The following is a 14,665-nucleotide window of genomic DNA, read 5'->3' as shown; positions in this document are numbered from 1 at the left end:
CCGAGGTGCTTGTACAGTTATGCAAGTTGTTGCACGATGTAATAGTTCAAGGTGCCTTATGGCACATTATCGTAGATTAGGATTATAACTCTGGTTTCACCAGTATTGAGGAACCCGATATGCCACAATACAAAGCGCCCTTACGTGATATGCAATTCGTTTTGCATGAATTATTAAATGCTGAAGAACACTATGCAAAATTACCTGACTTTCAAGGTAACGTAAGCCGTGAATTGGTTGATCAATATTTAGAAGCTGCGGCAGACTTCTGTGAAAATGAACTTTCTCCTTTAAACCAAGTTGGCGACCGTGAAGGTTGTACTTGGAATGATGGTGTTGTAACTACACCAACAGGCTTTAAAGAAGCTTATCAAAAATACATCGAACTTGGCTTCCCGTCTTTATCAGCAGAAGAACAATACGGTGGTCAAGGTTTACCTAACTCTTTAGGTATCGCAATTTCAGAAATGGTAGGTAGCTCTAACTGGGCATGGGGTATGTACCCTGGTTTGTCTCACGGTGCAGTACGTACATTAGAACATCACGGTTCTGAAGAGCAAAAAAATACTTACTTACCAAACCTTGTTTCAGGTGTTTGGACAGGTACGATGTGTTTAACTGAATCTCATGCAGGTTCAGACTTAGGTATTATCCGTACTAAAGCAGAACCAAATGCAGATGGTAGCTATGCAATCTCTGGCGAGAAAATCTTTATCTCTGCTGGTGAACACGACATGGCTGAAAACATTATCCATATCGTTCTTGCTCGTCTACCAGGCGCACCAAAAGGGACTAAAGGGATTTCGTTATTTATCGTTCCTAAGTTCAACGTCAATGCAGACGGAACTCTAGGCGAACGTAATGCCGTACGTTGTGGTTCAATCGAACACAAAATGGGTATTCACGGTAACGCGACTTGTGTCATTAACTTTGACCAAGCAAAAGGTTATTTAATTGGCCCTGAAAACCGTGGTTTGAACTGTATGTTTACCTTCATGAACACAGCACGTATTGGTACCGCGGTTCAAGGTTTATCTGCATCTGAGTCTTCTTTCCAAGGTGCTTTAACTTACGCGAAAGAACGTTTAGCTATGCGTTCACTTTCTGGTCCTAAAGCTCCAGAAAAAGAAGCAGATCCAATTATCGTTCACCCTGCCGTTCGTAATATGCTTTTAACTCAAAAAGCGTTTGCTGAAGGTGGTCGTGCACTTGTGTACTTACTTGCTCAATATGCAGATATCGTTGAAAAAGGCGAAACTGAAGAAGAGCGTAAGTTTGCTGACAACATCTTGTCTTTATTGACTCCAATTGCAAAAGCATTCTTAACTGAAACAGGTTCTGAATCAGCTAAGCACGGTGTTCAAGTGTTCGGTGGTCATGGCTTCATTTCTGAGCATGGCATGGAGCAAATCGTACGTGATACACGTATTGCTTGCTTGTATGAAGGTACAACTGAAATTCAAGCACTGGACTTGTTAGGCCGTAAAGTTTTACAAACTCAAGGTGCAATGCTTCGTGATTTCACTAAGATTGTTCACAAGTTTGTAGAAGCAAATAAAGACAATCCTGCCATGAAAGAGTTTGTTGAGCCACTTGCTGCGCTGAACAAAGAATGGGGCGACCTCACTATGCAAATCGGTATGCGTGCAATGCAAAATCCGGATGAAGTGGGTGCAGCGGCTGTAGATTACCTCTACTTCTCTGGTTACGTTACTTTAGCTTATCTATGGGCTCGTATGGCGCTTGTAGCACAAGAGAAATTAGCGGCGGGTACAACCGATGTTGATTTCTACAATGCGAAAGTAACTACTGCTCGCTTCTACTTCAAGAAAATTTTACCGCGTGTACGCTCTCATGTAGACGTTATCGCAGGTGGTTTAGACCCATTGATGGCATTAGATGCTGAACATTTCGCTTTCTAATCATAGTTAGTTGCGATATGCAATGTTAAAAACCAAAAAAGGACTGCTCAGTTTTGACGGTCCTTTTTTTATAAAATCAATGATAAATTTAGATTTTAAATTCAATATCCATTTCGTTTTACAGGATATCTAGCACAGGCCGATGTGCACAAAAAAGGTGAACGATTATGCCAATTTACAATGCTCCTTTAGCTGATATGAAATTCATCTTAAATGATGTATTTAAAGCAGAACAATTTTGGCAGGCTAATGAGAAACTCGCTCATGTAGATGCTGCAACAGCTGAAGCAATTTTAGAAGAAATGGCTAAATTTGCTCAGAACGTGACTCATCCATTAAACCGTACTGGTGATGAAGAAGGCGCTCGCTACGAAAACGGCGAAGTCTTTACTCCTGCTGGCTTTAAAGATGCATTTCGTCAATATGCAGAAGGTGGTTGGATTGGCTTAGGTGCAGATGAAGAATGGGGCGGTCAAGGCATGCCAAAAATGCTTACCGTTCTTGCCGATGAAATGTTATTCGCGACAAACCCATCTTTCATGCTTTACCCGCTTCTTTCAGTGGGTGCAGGTATGGCTTTAAGCAGCTACGCATCTCAAGAACAAAAAGAAACGTATTTACCTAAGATTTATTCAGGTGAATGGTCAGGTACCATGTGTTTGACTGAACCACATGCCGGTACTGACTTAGGTATTATCAAAACTAAAGCCGAGCGCAATGAAGATGGTACTTATAACATTACAGGTACTAAAATCTTCATCACTGGCGGTGACAACGATTTAGCAGAAAACATCATTCACTTAGTACTTGCTAAAACTCCAGATGCTCCTGCTGGTTCACGTGGTATCTCGCTATTTATTGTACCGAAATACCTTGTAAATGAAGATGGTTCTTTAGGCGACCGTAACCATGTTGGTCCAGGCTCTATTGAACATAAGATGGGGATCAAAGCATCTGCAACTTGTGTGATGAACTTTGACGGTGCGAAAGGTTACCTCGTTGGTAAAGAAAACGAAGGCCTTGCTGCCATGTTCGTGATGATGAACTACGAACGTTTATCAATGGGTATTCAAGGTTTAGGTGCTTCTGAATTTGCTTATCAAAATGCTGCTCAATACGCGACTGACCGTTTACAAGGTCGTAGTGCAGCTGGTGTTCAGTCACCAAGCAAACCCGCTGATAGCATTTTAGTCCACGGCGATGTACGTCGTATGTTGTTAAATGTACGTGCAAACAACGAAGCTTCTCGTGCCTTTGCAGTTTATGTAGGCCAGCAGCTCGATATCACTAAATTCTCAACTGATGCAGAAGCCGTGAAAAAAGCCAATGACCGTGTTGCGCTTTTAACCCCAATTGCAAAAGCTTACCTCACAGATACAGCCTTCCAAGCGACATTAGATGCTCAAATGGTATTTGGTGGTCACGGTTATATTCGTGAATGGGGTATGGAGCAATGTATCCGTGATCTTCGTATTGCTCAAATCTACGAAGGAACTAACGGCGTTCAATCTCAAGATTTAATTGGTCGTAAAACCATTAAATGTGGCGGTGCATTCATTGCTGAATACATCACTGAAATTCGTGACTTTGCAAATGACTTAGACACTGATTTGAACTTCATTAAAGATGCAACTTTAGATGCTGCAACTGAAATCGAAGCAATCACTCAGTTTATTATTGAGCAAGCTGCAGAGAACGTAGAGTTCCCGAACTCTGCTGCTGTTGATTACTTACATGCAGTGGGTCTACTCAGCTTCTCTTATATGTTTGCAAAAATTGCTGCCGCTGCTAAAGACAAGTCTGGTGATTTCTACCAAAACAAACTTGCATTGGCTCAATACTTTGTTGAACGTATCTTGCCAGATATTGATGCACGTATTGCTAAAATCAAAGCAGGTTCAGACTTAATTATGGGCTTTAGTGAAGATTACTTTACAAACCAAGCGTAATTAAATTTTTTATAAAAACGCCTGAATAATCAGGCGTTTTTTATTTTGTATTTACTATTTCCATTGGCACAAAATTTGTTTAATTTCTAAACATTCTCATATCAAAAAAGATTTTACTATGCCTGATCCCAAAAAGTTTGAAAGAACCCTTGATTGGTTTGGACATTATGCTGTTGAGGCTTTTCATTATTTAGCCTTATTTATTATAGGCTGTATGATTGCTTGGTCTGCTGCTCATACCGTTTTTGAAATTTTGACCGTCAAAAAATATGCATCAATCGATGACATCTTATTGTTATTTATTTACCTAGAACTTGGGGCAATGGTTGGAATTTACTTTAAAACCAATCATATGCCTGTACGCTTTCTTATTTATGTCGCCATTACAGCCCTAACACGTTTACTTATTTCTGATATCCAACATGACCATAAAGCCGACCTTGATCAAGTCATTATTACTGGCTCAATTCTTATTTTAGCTCTCTCTATTTTAGTTGTCCGTTTTGCTTCTTGGCACTACCCATCTGTTATGAAAGAAAAACATTCAAAAACACCTACTTCTTTAAAAACACCCCAACCGCAAGATGACGAGTTGGCATAAAAAAATGGCCCTAAGCTGGCCATTTTTTACTTTACGTTTAACGAACTCGATAAATGTGATGTTTCGAGTCAACCAATAAGTATTGGTTAGGAGTCTTCACCCAGTGGTATCCACGTGGTGGTGCATATAAGCGATGTGCACGCCAGTCGGAGACATAATAACGGCTATTACGGTATTCCACAGGAATACGATCACCGCGCTTAAAGGCTACATATCGGCCATAATGGTTGCCACGCTCAGAGTGTGACCAAACAGGAGCTCTATGATCATTGCGGTGGTCATAACGATAATCATGACGCTGTTCATAGCGATTATGGTCTTTACCGTGATAGTTATCCCAACGATGATTTGAATCGGCCATCGCAGTTGCCGACATACCCAACATTAATGTTGAAAGTACGAGAACAATAGGCTTTTTCATGGAGTATTCCTTTTTATCTTGATCTGAAGCTAGATTAAGAGAGAGTCAAGGAGAAACCATGAATAAAATGGCTTTGATTGATATTGTTTGTAATGACTATAAAGAAAATATGAAGAATCTGTATCTGTGCTACCATTAGCATTTTTCAAGCTAGGTCAATTGCTGTGTCTGAAATCAGTTTTGAACGTCTTCATCAATTTTTCTGCAAAGTTCCAAGTGTACAAGAAGCCCGTATCATGGCTCATGGAGCAGATGGCGAACGCGCTTGGTGGTTTAAGTTCAGTATTGATGTAGAACACCCTCTCGCATGGCAAACCGTTCAAGAACTAGGGCATGTTTTAAATTACCTGTCGACGAATGAGCGTTTACCTACTTTATTCTTTCCTGTGTCTCCACCACCTTACATGAATGGTGAAGCAAAAGATTTTTTATCATGGGTTATTCAGTGTAATCACCCTGAGTTTTCTCCAGATGTGGTTTGTGATTGGCTTGAAGCGCGTTTGCCGAATCCTGTAGATGATGAGTCGCAGTGGAAAATTAAGACGGATTTGAGTGAAATAGAGAAGTTAGATGATAAGGCTTTAGATCAGTTGATTCCGCCTGCGCCTTAAAATATTCCAAGTTTTATTCTCTATTTTTAATTAGCACGACGGGGTCTTACCGCTTTAAGTTCTACTTTTAGTAGCTAATTCGTTACTTTGGTTTCGCCCAAAGTAACCAAAAGCATTTGTCATCCACAAAACCTGAGGTGCGAATAGCAAAGATTAATAATCTTTGCCGTACCGCAAGGCGAAAGCTATGCTTGAGTTTGAACTACGCACTTTGTTTGTCTTGCGCTCGAAGCAAACGATGTTTGCTTTCCCTCGCTCAGGTTGTGGATGACTCTAAGCACAAGCCATTTTTTGGAAAACTTCAAGATAGTAATTAAAAAGTCGATAAACCTGACCATTCCATAAAACGATAAATCCAATACTTCACTTTAGACTCATCAGCATACTTCGCATAATCCACGCTCATCTGTCTACCTTGTAGGTTTGACCACGAAGTATTGAAGTAATTCTGAGCGTCTTTAAAGACTTGATCTTGAACTTTGCCTACAACCAACATATCCGTTTCAAGGTTATAATTTTTTAAATTACGGGCTGTAAAATTGGCAGATCCTACAATTAACTCAGCTTGTTGAGCATTATATTTCAAGATCATTTTGCTATGGTTCTGCTCGCCATGAGTATCACACCAACGAATTGGAATGCCAGCAGCATGTAACTCTGACGCTACCTGACGGTTTGGGATACCATTCTTTTGTCTACCAAACGCATCTTTATTTGGATCGAGTAAAACACGAACAATAACGCCACGTTCTTGGGCACTTTTTAGAGCTTTAATAATCTTACGTTCAGACAAATAGAACATACTTAAATCAAGATGTTCTTTAGGTTTAGCCGTATTAATTAATTTTAATACAGCTTCATAGATTGCCCCTTCAGTTAGCACTTGAACTTGAGGCTTGCTAACGTCTTTTTCAAAATCGCCTAAAATAAGTGATGGTGTACTACTTCCTGACATTTGCGCAACAGCAGCTTCGGTTTGAAGTACATCAGCAGCTGTGGCTCCATTTACCACCAATGCCACATTAGAATGGCGCGAACTACCATCATGCGGATTTGCTGAGGTCACCAATGACTTCCAACCCGCATCGGTATCAACGACAACAGTTTTACGATGGTTTGCTTTAAAGTTAAATAAGTTCAAATAACTACGTAGCGTAATTTTTTCATCGCCAAATGGGTTGGGTAACCAGCCTTTCTCTGGATTATTGCCAATATTTTGGCAACAGATGTACCAAAACCCTGACCAGAATGGGTTAGAAGCACGTAAAGGTGCCAGATTCGTTTCGATGACATCAACACCAGCTTGGCGTAATTGACGGTAGTGTTCAGGGCTTAGTCCACCATATACCGAATTAATCGGGTCGGTAATCATAACAACCTGAATTTGAGGGTTTTGTCTTTTTTTACTCACTAATGCATCAGTGAGCTCTTGCATCAATGGTCTTTGCTTGAGTTTCGAGTCACCCACTTCTGAATTAAACAAGAACATATCTACCACAATCGTGGTTTTTGCCTCATCAATCATTTTCAAGATTTCATCAAAGATGTGCTGATCAACCTGCTGTTGCCCTTTCGCATCAATATACGTTTTATCAGCTAAAAATTTGACTTCGGCATGTCTAAGCTTGCCACTAAAGTTAATCCCTTGTGGTAATGGTTTTACTGTGTGATAAATTGTCGATGCAAGATATGCAATAGCAACAACGCAAAGTATGACCGCCATATAACGACGTCCTGACCAATTTAACTTTTGATGAATTCGCTGAAAAATACGCATAAAAAAGACCTAACTTGATAGTTTCAAATTAGGTCTTTTGGCTTGATTTTTCAAGTTTAGTTTCGTGTTGAAGCCTTAGAAACTAAAATCTACACCGACGGTAAAGTTACGTCCAACTTGCGGGATATTTGATAAGAACGACGCATGTTGATAAACCGTGTCATCTAACAAGTTATTTGCTTTCATATAAACACGATAATCTGTTTTTGCACCATATTGTCCAGAGTATGCTACCCCTAAATTGAGCATGTTGTAGCCTTCTGTTTCGGTTTCATAAGCTGCGATCTTATCTTGATTAAAGACATGGTAGTACTCGGCAGAACCACTAAATCCATAGCCAAAGTCTGCATCAACTTTAGTACCTAAACGTCCCGCTGGAATACGTGGGGCGTTACCCTCGGCATCAATTTTACCGCGTACATAGTCACCAAAAGCACTGATCTTGTACATTGGAGTAATTTGATAACCAATTTCACCCTCAGCACCATAGAAACGTGCTTTATCTTGAGTATATTGAACTAAGCGAAAGTCTTTATAACGGTCAAGGGTTTGCGCATAGATGTAGTCATCAAACCAGTTATGGTAAACATGAAGATGATAATCAAGTTTGTCATTATCAAAATGCAAACCTAACTCAACATTATTTGATTTTTCCTTACTGAGTTGATCATTTCCTAACTCATAAGTATTGGTCGCAAAATGGGCACCATTTGCATATAACTCTTGAGCAAGAGGCAGACGCTCTTGGTGTGATGCTACAAATGAAAGCTTATAATTTGGCGCAAACTCCCAGTTGGCAGCACCTGCATAGGAAAAAGCAGAACCGTCAAAATCTTGTTTAGAGTTATCATCTACATCGATTTCTTGCTGATCTGCACGAGCAGAAAGTTCAAAATGAACATCTTTCCATTGTTTATGTTCTAAAGCAAAAACACTCCACTTTTTGGTAGTAGTTGGTGCCATAAATGCTTCTTCACCAGTTAAATTTAGTTTTTGTTGGCCTAACTGGGTACCAATTACCCCTTCCCAATCAGCAATAGGGTTATGGACTAACTCAATACGCCCATCATAACCTTTGTTTTGGAATCGAGTTGCGATTGCCCCTTCTTCAATCTCATCATGCTGATAATCTGTATAGCTCGCTTGGGCACGTAACTTTTGGAAGCCTGCAAATGGATCGTTTAACTCGGTTTTAAAATCATAACGCTCAGACTTTAAGTCAATCCATGGACCGCCATGTTCATGCTCATGTTCTTCATGCTCATGATCGTGAGCTTCTTCTCCATCTTCGTGCTCATGTTCATGTGGATCACAATGCAAATGCGGTCTTCCACCTAGATGAGCGCTACAACTTTCGTACTCATGGCTATGCCCGGGTAAGCCATACTGGTCTCGACGATTACTATAAGAAATACCCGTATAACCACGGTCATAAATCCAAGACAAACCAACATTAACCGAGTCACCCTGCGCAAAAGTATTGTCTACACGGCGCTCTTTTTCACCTTCATGAATATAGTTTGGTGCAATATAGTTATTCGCATCACGTGTTAACCCTTCAACACGTAATGCAACTTGGCTTCCCAACCCTACAGTTACCCCAGCACTCGCCAGCTTTTCATCACTTCCAGTGTTGTAACGTAAGCCAACTTGTCCTTCATAACCATTTTCAGGCATTTGTGTAGGGATCTTGTTATCAATAACGTTGACTAAACCACCAACAGTTCCCGCACCAAACAATAAAGTAGAGGGTCCACGAATCACTTCAACTTGTTTTGCGAGAACTGGATCTACTGTTACAGCATGATCAGGAGACAAAGTTGAGACATCCACATTTTCAGATGAATTTTGAAGAACTTTAACACGTGGTCCATCTTGGCCACGAATCACCGGACGACTTGAACCAGCCCCAAACTGATTCGCATAAATCCCCACCTCACTATTGAGCGCATCCCCAATAGTGGCGGCCCCTTCAGTCAAATGCTTTTGGTCAACTACAGTATCAGCGACTGCAAAATCTTTTGAAGTTTGCTCAAGGGGGTGCGCCTTGATGCGGATAGTTTCTAACTTCTCAACATTTTCATTTTCTGCTGCAAATACAGGTATAGATATGGCAGCCAAAATGGATAAGGTCAAAATATTTTTATAGAACAACATGAGGTGAGTCTCTAATCGTACGCCTTTTGTTTTGTTATATTATAACATTTCAGTTGTTTTGCAATAAAAAACATTCGTTAATGACATGTTTCGATAGACTCAACTTTTTGATGATGTGAGAAGCTTTCTTTTCTAATGCCTTTTACAATCTCCCATGCAGTTATCGCCCCTCCACTTGCTAAATTGAGCCGAAATACGTTACCCATTGCCGCCTTAGCAATTGGCAGTATGACGCCCGATCTTTACCGCTTATTTACAATGCAATCAGGTATGCTGACTCATCAATGGAAGGGGCTTTTCTACCCTAATCTTGCATTAGGGTTATTATTCTGTGTCATTTGGTACTTACTTTACCGACCTGTGGTTTACCGTTTTTTTGGTATCCAACACGATTTAAAACTAGATTCTTTTAGACATTTTTTTAGCTTTTTTATTGGAATCATAATTGCTCTACTCATTGGTATAGCAACACATCTCATTTGGGATGGCCTTACCCACTCAGACTTTAGAACTTTTATATTTCAAGACTTTTTATCGCAAACTGTTCACTTGTTTGGCCGCCCTTATCCATTGCATCGCCTTCTTCAACTCGGTTCTTCTGCTCTGGCATTACCTTTTTTAGGCTGGATGAGTATTCATTACTATCAGCGCCATAAACAGCATTGGAAAGTAAATTATAAAATTAAAATTTTTGCTTGGTGTTTATTTACTTTATCTACACTTTTAGGCTTATTTTCATTTTGGGACTATGCCCGTTATATTCCCCATGAGGTTTGGCATTCTGATACCTATTATTTTACTGGCCGCTCTATTAATGAGTTTATGCAAGGTTGGTTAAGTACTTTTAGTTTGGGATGTCTATTATTCTTATTTTTAGATCGACAACAAAGAATGGGCTAAATAGCTAAAGTTGCTGCCAAATTGCTCATTTTTAGCTAAATTATAGCTGTTTTTTGATCTAGTTCTTGTGGCATGTCATTCAACAGGGCATAATCGAAAACTTATTTTTTTGACGGTGCGCGGTTTACGCATCCGTCTTTTCAGCCAATATAGTTTGGATAATCTTCATCATGATGCGAACTCATTACTGTGGCTCTTTAACTGAAGCCCAAATCGACCAGACCGTTACATTATGCGGTTGGGTACATCGTCGCCGTGACCATGGCGGTGTTATTTTCCTTGATATGCGTGACCGTGATGGTCTCGTTCAAGTGGTTATTGACCCAGATACTCCAGAAGCATTTGCAACTGCAGATAAAGCACGTTCTGAATATGTATTAAAAGTTACAGGTCGTGTTCGTCGCCGTTATGAAGGTACTGAAAACCCAAATATGGTGAGTGGTCAAATCGAAGTTTTAGGCAAAGAAATCGAAGTTCTTGCTGCATCTGAAACTCCACCATTCCCATTAAATGATGACACTATTAACGTGTCAGAAGAACACCGTTTAAAATATCGTTTCTTGGACATCCGTCGTCCAGAAATGTTAGATCGCTTACGTTTCCGTTCTAAAGTAACCAACTTGATTCGTAACTATTTAGACGATCATGGTTTCTTAGACGTTGAAACTCCGATTTTAACTCGTGCAACCCCTGAAGGTGCGCGTGACTATTTAGTACCAAGCCGTGTACAAAATGGTAGCTTCTATGCACTTCCACAATCACCACAATTGTTCAAACAATTGTTGATGGTTGGTGGTATTGATCGCTACTACCAAATCGCGAAATGTTTCCGTGATGAAGACTTACGTGCTGACCGTCAGCCTGAATTCACTCAAATCGACATTGAAACATCGTTCTTAAACGACGATGATATTATGGATTTGATGGAAGGCATGACTATTAAATTATTTAACGACTTGCTTGGCGTAAAATTTGAAAAATTCCGCCGTATGCCATACAGCGAAGCAATGCGTGATTATGCATCTGACAAACCAGACTTGCGTATTCCGTTAAAACTCGTTGATGTTGCAGACTTAATGCAAGAAGTTGAGTTCAAAGTATTTGCAGGTCCAGCTAAAGACCCTAAAGGCCGTATTGCAGCACTTCGTGTACCGGGCGCAGGTTCATTAACACGTAGTCAGATTGACGAATACACTAAATTTGTTGGTATCTACGGTGCAAAAGGCTTAGCGTACATTAAAGTCAATGAAATCGAAAAAGGAATTGAAGGTCTTCAATCTCCTATCGTTAAATTCATCGAACCAATCGTAATGCAATTGCTTGAACGTGTTGGCGCTGAAAATGGCGATATCGTATTCTTTGGTGCGGACAAAGCTAAAATTGTAAATGATGCAATGGGCGCCCTTCGTGTCAAAATCGGTCATGACTTGAACCTTGCGACTTGTGAGTGGGCTCCACTTTGGGTTGTTGACTTCCCAATGTTTGAAGAAACTGACGATGGCAAATGGACTTCTGTTCACCATCCATTCACATTACCTAAATCTAGCGTAGAAGATGTGAAGAGCAATCCAGGCGAAGCACTTTCTGTTGCTTACGACATGGTATTGAACGGTACTGAAGTTGGTGGTGGTTCACTTCGTATTTACACATTAGAAATGCAAAAAGCGATTTTTGAAGCGCTTGGTATTTCCGATGAAGAAGCAGAAGAAAAATTCAGCTTCTTACTCAATGCGCTTCGTTACGGTGCACCTCCTCACGGTGGTTTGGCATTTGGTCTTGACCGTTTAGTAATGCTTATGACTGGCGCGACTTCAATTCGTGATGTTATTGCGTTCCCTAAAACGAAAACTGCTGAATGTCCACTTACTCAAGCACCGGCTCCTGTTGAAGCAAACCAGCTTCGTGACTTGGGCATCCGCTTACGTGAACAACAAAAGAAAGAAGCTTAATTGCTCTTTAATAAAAAACCCTGCAATTGCAGGGTTTTTTATTAGACGGTCTCAAACAAACATTCGGTTTTTATAAGCTATGCTTTGCGAAAAAGCACGTCAGTGGCATAATAAGCTGCTTTCAATTAAGAGGTCAGCTTTATGGTTATGCGCCCAGATGTACGTCGACATGCTTTAGTCGTGATTGTATTCTCCCTCGCACAATGGTTTTTCATGCGCTACATCCTTGCGAATGAATTATTTAACCTCACGACGAACCAACGTATTCTTTATTTCTGTGTAAGCAGTTTAGTCGGTGCATTACTTATCTTTGTTGCACTGATTTATATGGTGCTCAAAGGTAATGCGGATAAAAAGTAATGCAAAAGAAACTGCTCATCATTGGTAAACGCAGCGGTATTTTGCAGTGGTACGAAAATATTCTTGCTGCTGCCCATCAAAGCCCTGATTATGAAATCCAAGGCTTTGCCTTAAATCATAACAATACCACCGATCGGTTTCTGAAAAAGCTATTACCAAACAAAGATATATATACGGCAAATTTACTCAAAAAGAAACTGCAAACGTTTCAGCCAGATTTGATTCTCATTGCCGATCTTTTTTATTTTAATGATCATTTACTGCAAGTTTTGGCAGACTTTCCATGCAAAAAAGCACATTGGATTGGTGACTTTTTTGATGAACGCTTATTAAAATCTAAAGACGTCATTGATTTATATTGCTTTACCGATTCTAGCTTTATCGAAGATGCGAGAGCAATGGGACTAAATCATGCCATTTATCTGCCTCTTGCTTATAATCCAAATGTCTTCTTTTCTAGCAATGAACAAAAAGATGATCGTCTTTTATTTGTAGGCGCATGGTCGCCTGATCGACAAGAGCTCATTGAACAGATTCCCCTTCCCCTCACTGTCTATGGGAAAGGATGGGATAAACTCAGCAAATCAAACAGTATTGTTCACCCTCACAATATTCCTTTGACTGAAGTTGCCGAACTCTACAGAACGCATCGTTACATCTTGAATGTCATTAACAAGAAAAATATTCGTCAAGGTATGAATATGCGTTGTTTCGAAGCTCCGGCTTGTGGTTGTATTTTGGTAAGCGAGTATGTTGAAGATCTAAACTATGCTTTTGATATCAAAAATGAAATTATTTCATTTGAGAATCCGCAAGAATTGCAATTGAAGTTAAAAGATCCAATAATCAGCGCTGAAGCAGCCATGTATAAAGTTCAACAGAGTCATACTTATAAAAATAGGATAGAGACCGTCGTTGACTTATTGCTTCAAGCTTAAGTTTTAGCTTTTTTAATTTTGTATAGGCCACCCTCACGTGTTTGTTAGTGTTATTGTTCCAAGTTATAACCATGACCAATATTTAGAAGACAGAATTGAGAGCATTCTTAACCAAAGCTATTCGCAATTTGAAGTGATTCTTTTAGATGATCTATCACCCGATCATAGTGCCGAAATTTTAGCGAAATACAAAAGCCATCCGAAAGTTTCACATTGCATCATCAATGAACAAAATTCAGGCTCAACATTTTGCCAATGGAACAAAGGCATGCATCTAGCAAAAGGCGATCTGATCTGGATTGCAGAGTCTGATGATGTTGCCGACTTACAATTTTTGGAAAAATTAGTCCCTCATTTTGAAAAAAATCCTAAGCTTGTTCTTGCCTACAGCCAATCTCATCGAATGAATGCACAAGGTGAAGTCACGGGTTCATGGAAAGATTTTACTGATCAAGTTGATTCAAAATTATTTGAAAATGATTTTGAAATGAATGGTCTCGAATATATCGAAAGATTTTTAAATGCTCAAAACACCATTCCAAATGCCAGTGGTGTCATTTTTAAAAAACAGACTTATTTCGATGTAGGTGGAGCTAATCCAAGTCTACGCTTTATTGGTGATTGGGAAATTTGGGCAAAAATCGTATCGCAAGGTGACATCTTCTTTACGCATGAGTGTTTAAATTATTTCCGCTACCATGACACCAGTGTTATTGCCCAAGCCAAAAAGAAAAAAGATCATTTTGAAGTAAGACGGCAAGTGATTTTGCTCCGCCAAAGCATGTCTCAATTCTTAAAAGACTATTCCAAGACACATCCAGAAGCCAAAAAGGCTTACTGTATTAACCAGCAGAGCTTATCTAAAGAATTGAGAAAAAATGCTTCTTTGGCAATTCGTCGTCGCTATTATGATCGAATTATTCCAACGAGTATCACTGCACTACAGACTCTACCTTTTTATGTTGTCCCTTTTTACATACTCAAATTACTTATTCAGTTCATTTTATCAACCTGTTTAGTCGCACCATATAAAATAATATTGAAACAGCCTCGATAAAAAAAGAGGAGATAAACTCCTCT

Annotated in this window: 12 protein-coding genes; 9 read left to right on the top strand and 3 right to left on the bottom strand. The window is 39.7% G+C overall.

Annotated features, from left to right (window positions below; all coding sequences use genetic code 11):
* The first annotated feature begins 119 nt into the window (after positions 1-119).
* From NQ782_RS13750 to NQ782_RS13740, 3 genes are all read left to right on the top strand, one after another.
* Complete coding sequence (locus NQ782_RS13750; RefSeq protein WP_001136747.1) at positions 120-1,922, top strand: acyl-CoA dehydrogenase C-terminal domain-containing protein; 1,803 nt, start codon at positions 120-122, stop codon at positions 1,920-1,922.
* Between the two features lie 167 nt (positions 1,923-2,089).
* Complete coding sequence (locus NQ782_RS13745; protein WP_001123422.1) at positions 2,090-3,871, top strand: acyl-CoA dehydrogenase C-terminal domain-containing protein; 1,782 nt, start codon at positions 2,090-2,092, stop codon at positions 3,869-3,871.
* A gap of 118 nt (positions 3,872-3,989) precedes the next feature.
* Complete coding sequence (locus NQ782_RS13740; protein ID WP_057093901.1) at positions 3,990-4,472, top strand: phosphate-starvation-inducible protein PsiE; 483 nt, start codon at positions 3,990-3,992, stop codon at positions 4,470-4,472.
* Positions 4,473-4,509: 37 nt separating this feature from the next.
* On the opposite strand, the gene NQ782_RS13735 is transcribed toward NQ782_RS13740, so the two are convergent.
* Entirely contained in the window at positions 4,510-4,893 is a 384-nt protein-coding gene (locus tag NQ782_RS13735) for an RcnB family protein (RefSeq protein ID WP_000743009.1), read from the bottom strand.
* A 164-nt stretch (positions 4,894-5,057) separates the two neighbouring features.
* On the opposite strand from NQ782_RS13735, the gene NQ782_RS13730 reads away from it, so the two are divergent.
* Positions 5,058-5,504, top strand: a complete 447-nt coding sequence (locus NQ782_RS13730) for a hypothetical protein (RefSeq protein WP_004739912.1) — start codon at positions 5,058-5,060, stop codon at positions 5,502-5,504.
* Positions 5,505-5,817: 313 nt separating this feature from the next.
* Here NQ782_RS13730 and NQ782_RS13725 read toward each other — a convergent pair whose 3' ends face one another.
* Together NQ782_RS13725 and znuD are read right to left on the bottom strand one after the other, a co-directional pair.
* A complete protein-coding gene (locus NQ782_RS13725; protein ID WP_046127674.1) occupies positions 5,818-7,281 on the bottom strand; it encodes a phospholipase D family protein in 1,464 nt (487 codons plus the stop codon).
* A gap of 75 nt (positions 7,282-7,356) precedes the next feature.
* Positions 7,357-9,438 carry a zinc piracy TonB-dependent receptor ZnuD gene (gene znuD / locus NQ782_RS13720; RefSeq protein ID WP_049594531.1) on the bottom strand — a complete coding sequence of 694 codons (2,082 nt, stop codon included), beginning with the start codon at positions 9,436-9,438 and terminating at the stop codon, positions 7,357-7,359.
* 135 nt (positions 9,439-9,573) lie between these two features.
* Between znuD and NQ782_RS13715 the strand changes: the two genes are divergently transcribed.
* From NQ782_RS13715 to NQ782_RS13695, 5 genes are all read left to right on the top strand, one after another.
* The gene (locus NQ782_RS13715; RefSeq protein ID WP_001116941.1) at positions 9,574-10,338 is read left to right on the top strand and encodes a DUF4184 family protein; all 765 of its coding nucleotides are present in this window, start codon (positions 9,574-9,576) and stop codon (positions 10,336-10,338) included.
* Between the two features lie 170 nt (positions 10,339-10,508).
* On the top strand, positions 10,509-12,287 hold the full coding sequence (gene aspS / locus NQ782_RS13710) for an aspartate--tRNA ligase (protein WP_017725390.1): 1,779 nt from the start codon (positions 10,509-10,511) through the stop codon (positions 12,285-12,287).
* Between the two features lie 141 nt (positions 12,288-12,428).
* Positions 12,429-12,647 carry a hypothetical protein gene (locus tag NQ782_RS13705; protein WP_267581232.1) on the top strand — a complete coding sequence of 73 codons (219 nt, stop codon included), beginning with the start codon at positions 12,429-12,431 and terminating at the stop codon, positions 12,645-12,647.
* Complete coding sequence (locus tag NQ782_RS13700; protein ID WP_001170031.1) at positions 12,647-13,585, top strand: glycosyltransferase; 939 nt, start codon at positions 12,647-12,649, stop codon at positions 13,583-13,585. The genes NQ782_RS13705 and NQ782_RS13700 overlap by 1 nt, the downstream gene beginning before the upstream one ends.
* Before the next feature lie 37 nt (positions 13,586-13,622).
* Positions 13,623-14,642 carry a glycosyltransferase gene (locus NQ782_RS13695; RefSeq protein ID WP_000498151.1) on the top strand — a complete coding sequence of 340 codons (1,020 nt, stop codon included), beginning with the start codon at positions 13,623-13,625 and terminating at the stop codon, positions 14,640-14,642.
* The last annotated feature ends 23 nt before the right edge of the window (positions 14,643-14,665 follow it).

The sequence above is a fragment of the Acinetobacter sp. BD54 genome, assembly GCF_044778325.1.
GTDB lineage: Bacteria > Pseudomonadota > Gammaproteobacteria > Pseudomonadales > Moraxellaceae > Acinetobacter > Acinetobacter baumannii.
This window is presented reverse-complemented; position numbering and strand designations above follow the sequence as displayed.